Origin of the sequence: Paenibacillus ihbetae (assembly GCF_002741055.1) — a bacterium.
GTDB lineage: Bacteria > Bacillota > Bacilli > Paenibacillales > Paenibacillaceae > Paenibacillus_AQ > Paenibacillus_AQ ihbetae.
Genome location: NZ_CP016809.1, coordinates 1,078,958 through 1,093,948, shown reverse-complemented (window position 1 = coordinate 1,093,948; position 14,991 = coordinate 1,078,958). Strand labels below are relative to the sequence as shown.

The window sequence follows — 14,991 nt, the reverse complement described above, 5'->3', positions numbered from 1 at the left end:
GAGAGAGAACTATGAAAAAAATAACGCTATTGCTCATGTCGCTCATGCTGGTCTTCATCACCGGCTGTTCCTTGGAGCCGCCGGAATGGGCGAAGCCGAAGCGGAGTGGAAACATTGAAGATATGAAGATCGGCCTGTCGATCTCCACGTTGAACAATCCGTTCTTCGTATCGTTGAAGGACGGGGTCGTGGAAGAAGCGGCCAAGCAGGGAATCGAGGTTGTTGTCGTGGATGCGCAGAACGACTCTGCCAAGCAGAGTAACGACGTGGACGATCTGATTCAGCAAGGGGTCGACGCACTGCTCATCAATCCGACGGATTCTTCCGCCATCTCCACGGTGGTGCAGACGGCGAACAGCCTTGATATACCGGTTGTAACGCTGGACCGCTCTGCGGATAAAGGCGAGGTAGCGGCGCTGGTCGCATCCGATAACGTGAAGGGCGGTCAGATGGCTGCGGAATTTATCGTGGAGCAGCTGGGCAAGGACGCCAAAGTCATTGAGCTGGAAGGCGTTCCGGGTGCATCCGCAACGCGGGAGCGCGGCAAAGGCTTCCACGACATCGCGGATGAGCAGCTGAACGTAGTTGCGAAGCAGGCGGCTGATTTCGACCGGACGAAGGGTCTGACCGTAACCGAAAACCTGCTGCAGGGCAATCCGGATGCAAAAGCGATTTTCGCCCATAACGACGAGATGGCGCTCGGCGCAATCGAAGCGATCCAAAGCTCCGGCAAGGATATTATGGTCATCGGCTTTGACGGTAACGAGGATGCATTGAAGTCGATCGAGGCCGGCAATATGACGGCAACGGTCGCGCAGCAGCCGGAGCTGATCGGTCAGCTTGCGGTACAAGCGGCGAAGGATGTGCTGCAAGGCAAAGAGGTGGAGAAAAACATCGCCGCTCCGCTGAAGATGGTCGTGAAGGAGTAATAGAGCAATGCGCTCGGCTTGCTTGCAGCTTGATGTGCGTATAATGCCGCCTTGCTGAAGGATTAGAAGAAGCATGGCCAGCTCAAATGGGTGTGAAGAAATATAGATTAGCGCAGTCCCGGTTGAAAAGCCGGGAGCTGCGTTTTTTTATGGCCTTTTTCCAGAAAGGGCTTCCTGAAGCGGATCTTTTGGTGGCAGTTAGGGAGGCTAATTGACTATGAATGCCGCGGCGGGGGCGAGAAACGAGTCTGAGTGGAGCTCAAACGAGCCCGGGAAAGGCGAACAAGTCCCGAAAAGGTACTTGTGGAGCTCAAACGAGCCTGAGAAGGGCAAGCAAGTCCCGAAAAGGGACGTATGGAGCGCAACCGAGCGCGAGAAGGGCGAGCAAGTCCCGAAAAGGTACTTGTGGAGCTCAAACGAGCGCGAGAAGGGCGAGCAAATCCCGAAAAGGTACGTGTGGAGCTCAAACGAGCCCGGGAAAGGCGAACAAGTCCCGAGAAAGTACTTGTGGAGCGCAACCGAGCGCGAGAAGGGCGAGCAAGTCCCGAAAAGGGACGTGTGGAGCGGAAAAGAGCGTGAGAAGAGGGAGCAAGTCCCGAAAAGGGACGTATGGAGCTCAACCGAGCGCGAGAAGGGCGAGCAAGTCCCAAAAAGGGACGTGTGGAGCGAAAACGAGCGCAAGAAGGGCGAACAAGTCCCGAGAAAGTACTTGTGGAGCGCAAACGAGCGTAAGAGGGGCGAGCAATTCCCGAGAAAGTACTTGTGGAGTGCAAACGAGCGCGAGAAGGGCGAGCAAATCCCGAAAAGGTACGTGTGGAGCTCAAACGAGCCCGGGAAAGGCGAACAAGTCCCGAGAAAGTACTTGTGGAGCGCAACCGAGCATAAGAGGGGCGAGCAATTCCCGAGAAGTACGTGTGGAGCGAAACCGAGCCTGAGAAGGGCAAACAAGTCCCGAAAAGGGACGTGTGGAGCGAAAACGAGCGCAAGAAGGGGGAGCAAGTCCCGAGAAAGTACTTGTGGAGCGCAACCGAGCGCGAGAAGGGCGAGCAAGTCCCGAAAAGGAACCTGTGGAGCGAAAACGAGCGCAAGAAAGGCGAACAAGTCCCGAAAAGGTACGTGTGGAGCGCCAAGGAGCGCGAGAAGGGCGAGCAAGTCCCGAAAAGGGACGTATGAGCTGCGTGCTGGCAGCGTATCTGAGCTGCCATGAAGTCCCCTAATCCATCGATCCCGCAAAAAGGCTTCAACGGAGCAGGCGGAATCATGCCGGAAAAGCGGAGCGTTCTCCTTTGTCCTCTAATTTTAACGATAGATAAGACCATTCCAGAAAATTAGAGGACAACAGAGATTGGAGGCATGATCCGCATGCGGAGTGATGGCACACAGAAGGCGGCATGATCCGCATGCGGAGTGATGGCACACAGAAGGCGGCATGATCCGCATGCGGAGTGATGGCACACTGAAGGCAGCATGATCCGCATGCGGAGTGATGGCAAACAGAAGGAGGCATGATCCGCATGCGGAGTGATGGCAAACGGGGGTCCGGGTACCGGCCGTAAAAAACGGCTCACCCCAACACGCGCTGCCCCTCGGCCACCGCCCGCCGGTAGTCGCTCGGCGACCAGCCGGTATCCTGCTTGAACAGCTTCGAGAAATAAGAATAATTCGAGTACCCGACCTTCGCCGCGATCTGATAGACCGAGAGCGAGGTCGTCTCCAGCAGCTGCCGGGCCGCTCTGATGCGGACCTGAATGATGTAGGTCCCGAGCGATACGCCGGTTTCCTTCTTGAATACGCGGGCCAAGTAATCCGGGTTCAGATAGACGATTTCCGCCAAGCTGGCCCGGGTCAGATCGTCCCCGTAATGGCGGTGGATGTACTGTCGGATTTCCTCAACGACCGTAGGAGAGGGGTCGCCGAAAAAGTGGTAATCCGCCGCCGTCTGCACCAAATACGCAATATAGTTCTCCATATCCTCGATCGAGTTCAGCGATTGCAGGAACAGCTGGTCATGCGTCTTGCCGCTGTACAGCTTGTGCGCCTGGATTTCCCGGCTCTTCAGATAGGCGTACACCAGCTGCACGATATCAATCCGGAGCTGCCTCAGCACGGAAGCATTGCAGACGCCTTGGCGGGCAAGATTGCGCAAATAACCGCGGATCTTTTCCAGAAACGCCGCCGGGTCATTCTGGTGCAGGAGTGCCTCCCATGAAGCCGAATCGGGCGGAGAATAAGCGGTTTCCTCCAGCGGATGATGCGCCAGGAACATGATTTGATTGCGCTTCTTGATCAGATCCTCGTTCATCTGCAGCAGCTCCCGGATCAAGCCCGGAACGCGTCCGAGCTCTGCGGTATCGGCGACGCAGCAGCAGGCATCGCTCTTGAGGAATTTGTTGGCTTGCTGAATGAACGAGAGGAACGCCGACTCGATCGCCGCCGGGTCCGGAGCCTGGCTCCATTTCAGCACGAGGATCCAATTATAATCCTTGAATTCCTGGACCGTCTCCACCGAGAAGCGCGGATCCTCCAGCAGCTCGCTAAGGACATTGAGCAGTGCGTAGTCGAACAGATCCTTGTCCTCCTTCCCGAGGCTCCGGTCGTAAGGGAAAATGGTCAGGTGGACCGGGGTAAACCGATCCGACGCGCGATAAGACACATCATGCTCGGCGGCCGATTCCGCAATGGCGGCAGCATCCGCGGGCGGCCTTTTTTCGTGAATCCATTTGCGCCAGAATTGCTCCTGCAGCTTACGCTGATTTTTTTTCCACAGCTGCCCTTCCTTCAGCGCCTCCTGATAGCTTTGCTGCTCCTTCGCCTTGTATGCCGCCTTGGAGATGATCAAGGCGAGCTTATCGAACTCGATCGGCTTCAGAAAATAATCGAAGCTTTGCAGCTCGATCGCCTTCTGCGCGTAGTTGAAGTCCGCGTAATTGGTCAGGAAGATGGTCTGCACGGCGTAACGCTCCTCCCGGATCCAGGCTAACAGCTCAAGGCCGCTGCCCTGCGGCATTTCGATATCGCAGATAAGGATTTGCACGGCATGCTGCTGCAGGATCTCCCGGGCCTGGGCGACATTATAAGCGGTAAACACTCCCTCAATCGAGAGCGCGTTCCAATCGATCTTCTGCTGCAGGGCGGCTACGACAAAAACATCATCATCGACAAGCAATACGTTCATCGTTCGGCTCCTTTCAGGGTAGCGTCGGATAGCAGCAGCGGCAGCTCCAGGGTGATCCGGGCGCCGCCATCCTCACGGTTTTCGAAAAACGCCCGGGCCCGGTGCTGGTAGATAAGCTCCAGCCGCTGCAGGGTGTTCATGATGCCGATGCGTTTGCCGCCGGATTGCATAAGCGGCCGTCCGTTCTGAAGGTGCTCGAGGATGTCCGGCGGGAATCCGGGCCCGGTATCGGAAATTTCGATGCGGAGCCGGGTATGCTCTTCCTCGGTTTGCAGAGCGACATCAAGTGTAATCAGCAGCGTCTGCGTACGGGATACGGCGTATTTAACGGCATTCTCAATGAAGGTCTGAAGCAGCAGCGGCGGGATTTTCAGCCCGCTCAAATCATCGGTCATTCCGGCAATCCGGTACATGAACGCGCCCTGGTAACGGTGCTTTTGGATTTCCAAATAAATGCGGACATGCTCAATTTCGTCGCCCAGCCTGACCAAGTCGTCGCCGCTTTGAAAGATATAGCGGAAGTATTTTGATGTGGACAAGGACATGTACTCGATTTCCTTATACATCTGCATTTGCGCCATACTGTAAATATTCGTCAAGCAATTCAGGAAAAAATGAGGGTTGATCTGCAGCTTCATATAGTTCAGCTGGATCCGCTGCTTCTCGAGCTCTTGCTCGTACATCTCGATCTTGAATTTCTTGATCTGCTCGATCAGGTGCTTGAACTGGGAATTGACCTGCTCCAGCTCGGTGATCTCGCTGCTTCGGAAATCCAAGCTTTCGCTGTCCTCGTGAATGCGCCTCAGATTTTCCGAAAAATTCTGAATGGGCTTCAGCACCTTTTTCTTGAAATACAGCATGACGACGCTGAGCGTGCAGGTCAGCACAACGAACAGCAGCATGATGAGCAGCTGGGCGATCATGATTTTCTCGAACATGCCGAATTGGATCACCAGCTGCACATGAAAGGATGCATTGGAGAACTCTTTGGTCACGGTGGTTGTTGAGGGCGGGAACCTCAGCAAGGAAGCCGCTGCGGCGCTGACGGGGGCTTGCGGGTCGTCGCCCGCTGCCGGGCCCGAAATGGCTTCTCCGCCGGGTCCGATCAAGGAAACGTAGCCTTCCTCGCCCAGGTTCAGCTCGCGCAGGGGCCGGATCAGATCGTCTGCGGAAATGAGGCAGATCAAGTAGCGGTTATGGTAGGGCACGATATTCACGATGTAGTGGGTATCCCGAACTCGGATCGGCTTCCAATTGGAGTAAAAGGTCTCATAAACGTTTTTCGTATCGGTTAAGGAGACGATCTGCTCCTTGATCTCCAGAAACTCCGAATACGTCACGGACATCGGGGCGTAGTTTTGGAAGAAGTCCTGCTCCTTCAGATAAAAAAAGAAGTTGTAGCCCTGGCCGTAATTTTTTTGCAGCTCGTTAAACCGTTTATGAACGCGCTCGCTTGCTTCAATGAAATCGACGTATTCGGTATCCTTCGCATCCAGCATCTTCACGCTTTCGTCGTTAGCCAGCGTCCATCCCATGTAATGATTGATATAAGCGAAATCATGATTGATCTGCTGGATGTACAGGTTGGCCGTATCCTGCAAATACCGCGTGGACTGCTGCTTCACGATGAAGATCGAAGCGAAGCTGATCACGAGATCGACGACAAGGGCGAAGATCGAGATAAAGAGCATGATTTTGACATAATGCCGGATCGGGTAGGGCTTGTTATAAAGCGACTTGACCATCGGAATTCTCCAGTTCCTTTCGCGAACGCCCTGAAATGAAAGCGTTTTTAAGGATAGTAAAGCTATTATAAAACGAAAGGTGCAAAAAAAACATGGCGCTCCAGGACGCTTCCCGCGATAAAGTCCGGATATTGCCGGTTTAAGTCCGGATAACGGCAGGACATTGCCGGGACGGGGGCTAAAGACTTGGCTCGGGTAAAGGAAAGGTCCGATTAGCGTTCCAGAAGGTCCGGTTAATGCTGCTCCGCCGGAGTATACTGAAGCTGTTCGATACAACCTAACGCTTTGGAAGCGGCGGGAGAGAAAGGGGGATTCCATTGAAAGCAGGCCAACTGAATGACTCCCGGCAGCTTTTTTCGCGGATCAAGAAAAATTGGGGGCTGTACCTGCTGCTGCTGCCCGCGGTGGTGCTGGTCCTGTTGTTTTCCTACGTGCCGATGTACGGCATCCTGATCGCCTTTAAGGATTACAGTCCTGCGGCAGGCATTATGGACAGCCCGTGGGCAGGGCTCAAATACTTTGGGAAATTTTTCCGTTCCTATCAATTTGAGACCACGATCAAAAACACGGTCGTTATCAGTCTGTACAGCGTGGCTACGTTTCCGATTCCGATCATGCTCGCATTGATGGTCAACCAGATGCGTCCCAACCGGTTCAAGCGGTTTTTCCAGACGGTGACCTACATGCCGCATTTCATATCGACGGTGGTCATGGTCGGCCTGATGCTCATCCTGTTCTCGCCCAGCACGGGCTTGATCGGCAACCTGTTCCGTCTTTTCGGAGCCGAGGCGCCGAATCTGATGGGCTCGGCCGGGTGGTTCAGCAGCGTCTATGTGTGGTCCGACGTGTGGCAGCACATGGGCTGGGACAGCATCATTTATATCGCGGCGCTGTCGGCCGTCAATCCCAGCCTGTACGAGGCGGCGACGATGGATGGCGCGAGCCGGTGGCAGAAGATCCGCTACATCGATATCCCGATGCTCATGCCGACCATGATTACGCTGCTGATCCTGCGAATCGGAAATCTGCTCGGCGTCGGCTTCGAGAAGGTGTATCTGATGCAAAACAATCTGAATATCACGTCCAGCGAGGTGATCGCGACCTACGTGTACAAAATCGGGATGCTGAGCAGCCAGTACAGCTTTTCCTCGGCCATCAACCTGTTTAACACGGTCATTAATTTCGTGCTCCTGATCATGGTCAACTACATTTCCAAGAAGTACAGCGAGAACAGCTTATGGTAAAGAGAGGAGGGTTTCAATGAGCGGAATGGAAGCAAGAACGAAAAAAGGGGCGCACGCCGTCTATGTCCGTTCCTCTGACCGCATCCTGGAGATCGCCATGTACATCTTCGCCGTCCTCTTGTTGATCGTGCTGATCTATCCGATCTATTTTATCGTCATTGCCTCATTCAGCGATCCAGCGGCCGTTGCGAACGGGCAGGTGTGGCTGTTTCCGAAAGATTTTACGCTGGCAGGCTATCGGGAATTGCTGAAGCATTCTAATATATGGGTGGGGTACCGTAATACGATCCTGTATACCATCGTGGGAACGGCGATCGGCCTGGCGGTCAACATTTCGGCAGCCTACGCGCTGTCCAGACGGGATCTGGTCGGCGGCAAGTACATTTCCCTGCTTTTTATATTCACGATGTTCTTTAACGGCGGCCTGATCCCTACCTTCATGACGATCCGGGATTTCCAGCTGTACGATACGTTTCTCGTCATGGTGCTGCCGTTCTCGGTAGCGGTATTCAACATCATCGTAGCGCGGACGTTCTTCAAGACGAGCATCCCAGAGGATTTATGGGAGGCGGCCCAGATCGACGGATGCGGGAATCTGAGGTATTTTGTCCAGATCGTCATCCCGCTCTCGAAAGCGGTAATCTCGGTCATCGCCTTGTGGACGGCCGTCGGCCATTGGAATTCATACTTCAACGCGCTGATTTATTTGAAGGATTCGAATCTGTATCCGCTGCAGCTTATCCTGCGAAACATTCTGGTGACGAATCAGATGCAATCGGCTCTCGGAACGGGGGAAGCCGCGGCCGTCGCGCTGCGCTTGGCAAACCTGATGCGGTATGCGGTCATCATTGTCGCTACGGTTCCGATCATGTGCATTTACCCGTTTGTGCAGAAATATTTCAACCAGGGGGTGATGATCGGAGCCGTGAAGCAATAATGTTTGATTCGATGCATGTCCTATCATCAAAAAGCTTGGGGGGATTAAGGAATGGTAAAGGGCTTGAAGCTTAAGGCATTTCCGGTCAAGACGGCGGTTTCGCTGCTGCTGGCTGCGCTGCTGGTGTTTAACCTGGCGGGGTGCAGCGGCGGCAAGGAACCGGCTGCGGAGTCGGATGCGGCTTTTAATAAAGAAGGGCTGCCGATCGTGAACGAACCTGTCACGCTGGACGTGCTGACCGTTCGATGGGGGAATATGGGGGATACGTTTCTTCAGAATCAATGGCTGAAAGATCTGGAGAAGCAAACCAACGTGAAGATCAACTGGCAGATTATGTCCTCGAACGATTGGGGCGAACAGAAATCGATCATGCTGGCAAGCGGGACGCTCCCGGATATCATATTCGGGGACATTGTGTTCAGCGATTCCGACATCGTCAACAATCTGTCCTACTTCCGTCCGCTGGACGAATACATCGACCAGTATATGCCGAATTTAAAAGCAGCAATGGAAGAAACGCCGGAGATGAAGCAGATGAGCACCTTCCCGGACGGAAAGATTTACTCTCTTCCGGCACGTCTGCCGTCGAGACCCGAGTCGTCGATCCAGCCGATCATCAACAAAACCTGGCTTGACAAGGTTGGATTGGATGTCCCGGACAACACAGAGGAGCTGTATCAGGTGTTCAAAGCGTTCAAAGAGCAGGATCCGAACGGGAACGGAAAAGCCGATGAAATTCCGGTCAGCGGTTCCGGGGATATCAGCGTGGATTTATACAATCCGTTCGGCATCACCGACCTCAACGCCAACAGCATGATGGTGGTGGACGGGGAGCCCGTGTTCTATCCGATTACGGAAAATTATAAAGAAGCAATAAAATGGGCGCATCAGTTGTACGCCGAAGGTCTGATCGACCAGGAGGTGTTCACCCAGGACAACACCATGCTGACGGCCAAGCAGCAGAATCCCGACGTTCCGCTGGTCGGCTTCTCCAATCAATGGGTACCCGATGCCGTGTTCGGGAAGTGGAAGGATCAATACATCGCCATTCCACCGATCGCCGGCCCGGACGGAAAACGCTACCAGGGCGGAGAGCCGGGCGGCTTGAGCCTGCGGCGGAACCAGCTTCTCATCACGACCTCCAACGAGCATCCGGAAGTATCGGCGCGCTGGGCGGACCAGTTCTATACCAATGAAGCCAGCATCCAGAATTTCTGGGGCGCGATCGGCACCGTTATTAAGAAAAACGATGACGGCACGTACACGCTGATGAATCCGCCGGAGGGCACGAGCGCGGATGCATGGTATTGGGAGCAGTCGGTTCGCGATTTTGGACCGAAATACGTCAGTCCGAGCTTTGAGCGCAATATCATTCTGGACGAAACGACAGGGGACGGCCTGAAGCTGGTCATCGATAAGCTGGGCAGCGATTATGTGACCACCCCGTTCCCGAACGTTATGTACAGCGCGGAGGAATTCCAGGAGCTGCCTACGCTGACGACCGATATCGACGGTTATGTCAGCACAACCCGGGCAAAATGGATTACGGAGGGCAACATCGATCAGGAATGGGACGCTTATGTGAATAAGCTGAACGAAATGGGACTGGAGCGGCTGCTCCAGATTCGCAAGGATGCTTATAAACGGTATACCAGCGCAAAGTGATGCCAGTATAGAGGCGGATGCGGTCCTGCGAATGGGAATAGGCAGGGCCGCCGCCGTTTTCACGGGGCAACCTACATTTCACGAACAAGAGGAGAGCGTTAGGCATGAACAAGTTTCGGATCGGTTTGATTGGGCTCGGCGGTATGGCGCAAGAGCATATCCGCTGGATGAAAGCAGAGCATGTGTATGAGTTTGTTGCCGTAAGCGATGTGAACGGGGAGGCGATGGCGAGAGTCGGCGATCAACTAGGCATCGAAGGCGGCAAGCGCTACGTGAATTATAAGGGACTGATCGAGGACCCGGAGGTGGATGCGGTGGTCTCCGTGACGCCGAATAACGTGCATGCCGACATCATGAGTGCGTGCCTTCAGGCGGGAAAGCCTTTTCTGGCGGAAAAGCCGTTTACGCGCGTCTTCGAGGAGGCTGTGCCGCTGCTCGAAATGTATGAGAAACGTCCGGTCCCCGTCATGATCGGCTTTACGTATCGTTATACGCCCGCATTCCGTTATGCCCGGGAGATCGTGCGTTCCGGGAAACTGGGCACGGTCCGGCACTTCTCTCTCCAATATCTCCAGGGCTTTGGTGTTCCGCACCAACAAATCCCGTATATGTGGAGGTATAACAAGGCTATCACCGGTACGGGCGCTTTAGGCGATCTCGGCTCGCATATGATCGATATGGCTCGCTTTCTCTTCGGAGAGTTCGAGGAGCTGACCGCCCAGCTGCAGACGATCGTTCCGGAACGCCGCGACCCGGTCACGGGCGCGATGGCAAAGATCGAGGTCGATGACTTCGCAAGCTTTCAGGCCCGGATGTCAGGGGACGTTATGGGCGTGTTCCAGACGTCGCGCAATGCATTCGGCTCGGGGAACCAGCATGAAATCACGATCTACGGCGATATGGGGACGCTTCATGCGGGAACGCTGGACCCGGACCACATCGTGTGGATTCGTGAGGAAGAGGGCGGACAGCTGGCGAGAGCACTCGTCGAGGTGCCGGCGCATTGCAAGGTTGCGCAGTATGCCGATTTTGCCGCCGTTTTAAGAGGGACCCCGGCAGACGGCGTGCCCGGCTTTATGGACGGGTACCGGAACCAGGAGGTGCTGGATGCCGTCGTAAGAGCAAGCGAATCCAAGTCTGCCGTGCGGCTTACAGCGGACTGAGCGCATCCGGATCGCTTAAGCGTTTGTGACTTGTCGTGCACTGAAACACCAGATGGCCGTTCACATTGCTTTCCCCATCCAGATATACAGCGGCATTAAAATAAACAGGAACAGGCAGAAGTTAACGGTTACAAAAAGGGATCTGAGCATGGGCTTACGGTGGAGATCCACAGGTGTGCGTAAACCTCCGGTACCCTCGATCACGAACAGGATCAGCAGCGTGTGGATAATCGTATGGCCGATCACCTCTTTGTGGCCGAATACAAGGCTCGTCATGAAGAAGATTCCGGTTACGAGCAGTGCCGTGAAGCGGTTCATAATTCCCATCATAAAGGCCCATGCCAAGCCGATCTCGACGAAGGCGCTGATCAATACAAATTGCTCGAGGGTAAAACCGAAGGTGGGAAGCCCGTAGCTGCCCATGACGGAGCAGGCAAGGGCAGGCATGGTCAGCTTTTCCATGGCGAGCCAGGAGAGCGAGAACCCCATACACAGATACAGGACAGCGGGAGCGGTTCGCATTAACGGCGTGCCATTAACGAACAGGCAGTAAACGATCCCGACATACATCAAATAATCCAAGGCGTGAAAAACTCCGTATTCCAGCGAAGCTTGGACATACAGCAGGAACAGAATGGCGCCGCTCACTTTTAACGTTTTCGTATTGGCCAGGCAGGCGGCGGCAGTGAACAGCCCAAGGACGATCCACATGGATTTGATGGTGAACTCGGGGGCAAGGTAAGACCCGCTAAATAGCTGCAGAAGGAGCCCGATGCCAAGGCCGGTGCGCAGGATGAGCTGGGTGTGCTGCTTCATTCGGCACAGCCACGCATGAATCCGCAGGATCGGACGCGCGCGGCCGATCGGCCCGGAAACGGCACAGGCGAGCCAGAGCATCAGGACGGTAAACCCTAGCCAGAACAGGAAGGACGGGGTGACGATGCGGGAGAAAGGCAGAGGGTCCCATTCGAAGCTTTCCGTAAACCATTTTACGTGTACATAGAAGTTGCTAACCTTGGAGAAATGCATTACCATTCACTATATTCCTCCCTTAACCGCGCTAATCACCTATCCAAGATAATACAAAATTAACTTAAAAAGTATATTCTGGACGAATATATCCCTCCTTGTTAAAAATTTATCCCTTAAAGAACTTAAGGACGACCAAACCTATCATTCAGCCGATGCGAGTAAAGATGGAGCGATCCTCGCCGCCGTTCTGCTATAATGGTCATAACCTAAGTCGAATAACGGAAAAGAGTGACGCAGATGAAACAAAGCCATGAGGGAGGATCCCGACCGTACGAGGACAAGACTCGCCGTATCTACGATCATCCCGGGACACAGCAAGAGAGCGGCGAGCTCAAATACCTAACGGATATCACGGAAATGCCCGTGGAGCGGCGTGAGGAGCAGGGAGCCGTGCTTATGCTGCAGGGGACAGCCTCGGATGTCGGAAAGAGTATTGTCACGACGGCACTATGCCGCATTTTTCTCCAGGACGGCTACCGGCCGGCTCCATACAAATCGCAAAACATGGCGCTTAATTCGTATGTGACGCCAGACGGAAAAGAGATTGGCCGGGCACAGGGCGTTCAGGCTGAAGCCTGCGGCATTGCTGCGACGACCGACATGAATCCGATTTTGATCAAGCCGGTGAAGGACATGACGTCCCAGATCGTCATCCATGGGGTGCCTGAAATGCAGATGAGCGCGATGGATTACAGGAACCGGTTCCTGCCAAAAGCGAAGGACATAGTGCTCGAGGCTCTTGAACGCTTGCGCCGGCAGCATGACATCGTGGTGATGGAGGGAGCGGGCAGTCCGGCGGAGATCAATCTGAAGGATCGGGACATCGTCAATATGAATTTAGCGGGATGGGCCGATGCCCCGGTCATCCTCGTTGCGGACATCGACCGCGGAGGCGTGTTTGCCTCTATTGTCGGGACGCTCGAGCTGCTCGAGCCCCATGAGGCAGCCCGGGTGAAGGGCTTCATCATCAACAAATTCCGAGGGGATGTTGCCCTGCTGAAGCCGGGCCTGGACTGGCTCGAAGAGCGGACAGGCATTCCTGTGCTGGGGGTCCTGCCCTACATTCCGGACATGCGCATCGAGGCGGAGGATTCTGTCGTGCTGGAGAAGCCGGCTGCTCGTTCAGGGCCGCGGAAAGAGCTCGATATCGCGGTCATCCGGTATCCGCGGATCTCGAACTTTACCGATGTGGATGCATTGGCCGGTGAACCGGACGTGCAAGTCCGCTTTGTGAGCATGGCGGAGGATTTGGGTGAGCCGGATGTCATCCTCCTGCCGGGCTCAAAGGATACGATCGGCGATCTGGAGTTTTTGAGAGAGCAAGGCTTGGCGCGGTGCATTCTGGACTTGGCGCCTGGGAGAAACGTGCAGATTGTCGGCATTTGCGGCGGCTATCAGATGCTGGGCAAGCGTCTGTCCGACCCGGATGCGGTGGAAGGAAGCGCACGTGAAGCGGAGGGGCTCGGGCTGCTGCCGCTGACGACGATCTTCCGGAAGGAGAAGAGAACCGTTCGGGTCCGGGGGAAGCTGGCGCAGGGGCATCCTTTAGCGCTGGGGACTTCGGCTCCCGCCGCCGATATGCCCTTAGAAGCGTATGAGATCCATATGGGGATCAGCGAGTCGAACGGGTCGATCGAGGACGGAGCGTATGCTCCGCTGTTCATCATGGGATCCGGACCCGATGGGACTTATCCGGAGGAAGGGCACTCGGAGGGACTGGGCACGACGGACGGTTCGGTATGGGGCAGTTATTTACACGGCCTGTTTGACAATGACGAGCTGCGCAGGGCATGGCTGAACGGCATCCGCGAGAAGAAAGGGCTGGCCCCGATCGGGGAAACCTTCAATGCGCGCAGCCGCAAGCTGCAGGAATTTAACCGGGTGGCCGACATCGTAAGAAGTCATCTGGACATGGACAAAATTTATGCGATAGCCGGATTAAGGCAGCGCGCCAATCGGGAATAAATGGATATTTGAACGGGAATACCAAGTAATAGTTGGAATAGCACCATGCAGACTGCATGGTGTTATTTTGCGTCGTTTTTTTATTGGCTTGCCCCCAAGTGAACTCCAACCTTGATTAAATATAGGATAGGGGGGTATACTAATAACAAGAAAAGATACATGCATGAAAGTATACAACTACAAGATTGGAGTGATCGCGGATGAGTAAGAAAATGGCCCTGCTGACATTAACGACCCTGCTTGCTTTCGGTTTCTTCACGGGATGTGATGATCCGAATCCGGGGGGAGACTCCAATTCCGGAAACCAGCGATCCCCGCAGGATAAGGCCGGCGGTGAAGGGCAGGCTGAGGGGCAAGGCGAGCATGGGGCTCATGCAGCACATGGGGCACATGCAGAACATGGAACACATGGAGCTCATGCAGAGCATGGGACCGGGCATGGAACATCGTCGAATGAGTACAAGGCGGTTTTCCAATTCGACGGGGCGGTGAAGGCTGGCAGCGAGGCGGACCTGACCATTCACATTACCGACCGGGGTCAGCCGGTGCAGCAATTTGATGTTAACCATGAGAAGCTGATGCATCTGATCATCGTCAATGACGATCTGTCGTACTTTGAGCATATTCATCCTGATTATCTCGAGAATGGCAGCTTTACCGTGAACACAATATTTCCTGCAGGCGGGAAGTATAAGCTGTTCGCGGATTTCGTCCCCAAGGGAGCTTTCGGAGCAACCCTCAGTGAGTGGGTAACGATCCCGGGAGAAGAACATCCGCAGACACCGGTCAAGCCGGATACAAACCTCGTGCAGCAGGTGGACGGCAAGCGAGTCGAGCTATCGCTCAGCAATACGTTGTCGAATGAGGAGGCTGTGCTCACTTTCGAATTTCAGGATGCGGCCACCAAGCAAGGGATCGATAATCTGGAGCCTTATCTGGGCGCTGTCGGCCATGTCGTTATTTTGTCGGCCGATGCGGAGCAATACCTTCACGTGCATCCGGTGGATGAAGGCGGAACCGGACCGAGAGCGGAGTTCGCCACATCCTTTCCGAAGAGCGGCATTTACAAAATCTGGGGACAATTTCAGCATAAGAACAAGGTCATCACCACTGCGTTTGTGGTAGAAATTCAATAA

At 54.6% G+C, this 14,991-nt stretch carries 11 protein-coding genes; 8 read left to right on the top strand and 3 right to left on the bottom strand.

Going from position 1 to position 14,991, the window contains the following annotated elements; translation table 11 throughout:
• Nucleotides 1-11: 11 nt before the first annotated feature.
• Both rbsB and BBD41_RS05080 read left to right on the top strand, forming a co-directional pair.
• Nucleotides 12-929: a ribose ABC transporter substrate-binding protein RbsB gene (rbsB, locus tag BBD41_RS05085; protein ID WP_077565260.1), complete on the top strand. Its 918-nt coding sequence runs from the start codon at nt 12-14 to the stop codon at nt 927-929.
• Between the two features lie 217 nt (nt 930-1,146).
• Entirely contained in the window at nt 1,147-2,136 is a 990-nt protein-coding gene (locus BBD41_RS05080) for a hypothetical protein (RefSeq protein WP_099476891.1), read from the top strand.
• A gap of 357 nt (nt 2,137-2,493) precedes the next feature.
• Here BBD41_RS05080 and BBD41_RS05075 read toward each other — a convergent pair whose 3' ends face one another.
• Nucleotides 2,494-4,104 (bottom strand): response regulator, encoded by a 1,611-nt coding sequence (locus BBD41_RS05075; protein ID WP_099476889.1) that lies wholly within the window; start codon nt 4,102-4,104, stop codon nt 2,494-2,496.
• A complete protein-coding gene (locus BBD41_RS05070) occupies nt 4,101-5,849 on the bottom strand; it encodes a sensor histidine kinase (protein WP_099476888.1) in 1,749 nt (582 codons plus the stop codon). Before BBD41_RS05070 ends, BBD41_RS05075 begins: the two co-directional genes overlap by 4 nt.
• 317 nt (nt 5,850-6,166) lie before the next feature.
• Here BBD41_RS05070 and BBD41_RS05065 point away from each other — a divergent pair, with 317 nt between their 5' ends.
• From BBD41_RS05065 to BBD41_RS05050, 4 genes are all read left to right on the top strand, one after another.
• On the top strand, nt 6,167-7,093 hold the full coding sequence (locus BBD41_RS05065) for an ABC transporter permease (RefSeq protein WP_099476887.1): 927 nt from the start codon (nt 6,167-6,169) through the stop codon (nt 7,091-7,093).
• 16 nt (nt 7,094-7,109) lie between these two features.
• Complete coding sequence (locus tag BBD41_RS05060; protein ID WP_099476886.1) at nt 7,110-8,030, top strand: carbohydrate ABC transporter permease; 921 nt, start codon at nt 7,110-7,112, stop codon at nt 8,028-8,030.
• 51 nt (nt 8,031-8,081) lie between these two features.
• Complete coding sequence (locus tag BBD41_RS05055; protein ID WP_099476885.1) at nt 8,082-9,695, top strand: extracellular solute-binding protein; 1,614 nt, start codon at nt 8,082-8,084, stop codon at nt 9,693-9,695.
• A gap of 104 nt (nt 9,696-9,799) precedes the next feature.
• Nucleotides 9,800-10,858: a Gfo/Idh/MocA family protein gene (locus tag BBD41_RS05050; RefSeq protein WP_099476884.1), complete on the top strand. Its 1,059-nt coding sequence runs from the start codon at nt 9,800-9,802 to the stop codon at nt 10,856-10,858.
• A gap of 60 nt (nt 10,859-10,918) precedes the next feature.
• Here BBD41_RS05050 and BBD41_RS05045 read toward each other — a convergent pair whose 3' ends face one another.
• Entirely contained in the window at nt 10,919-11,893 is a 975-nt protein-coding gene (locus BBD41_RS05045; RefSeq protein ID WP_099476883.1) for a hypothetical protein, read from the bottom strand.
• 393 nt (nt 11,894-12,286) lie between these two features.
• Between BBD41_RS05045 and BBD41_RS05040 the strand changes: the two genes are divergently transcribed.
• Nucleotides 12,287-13,855, top strand: a complete 1,569-nt coding sequence (locus BBD41_RS05040) for a cobyric acid synthase (protein WP_206098313.1) — start codon at nt 12,287-12,289, stop codon at nt 13,853-13,855.
• 200 nt (nt 13,856-14,055) lie between these two features.
• Nucleotides 14,056-14,991 (top strand): hypothetical protein, encoded by a 936-nt coding sequence (locus tag BBD41_RS05035; protein WP_099476882.1) that lies wholly within the window; start codon nt 14,056-14,058, stop codon nt 14,989-14,991.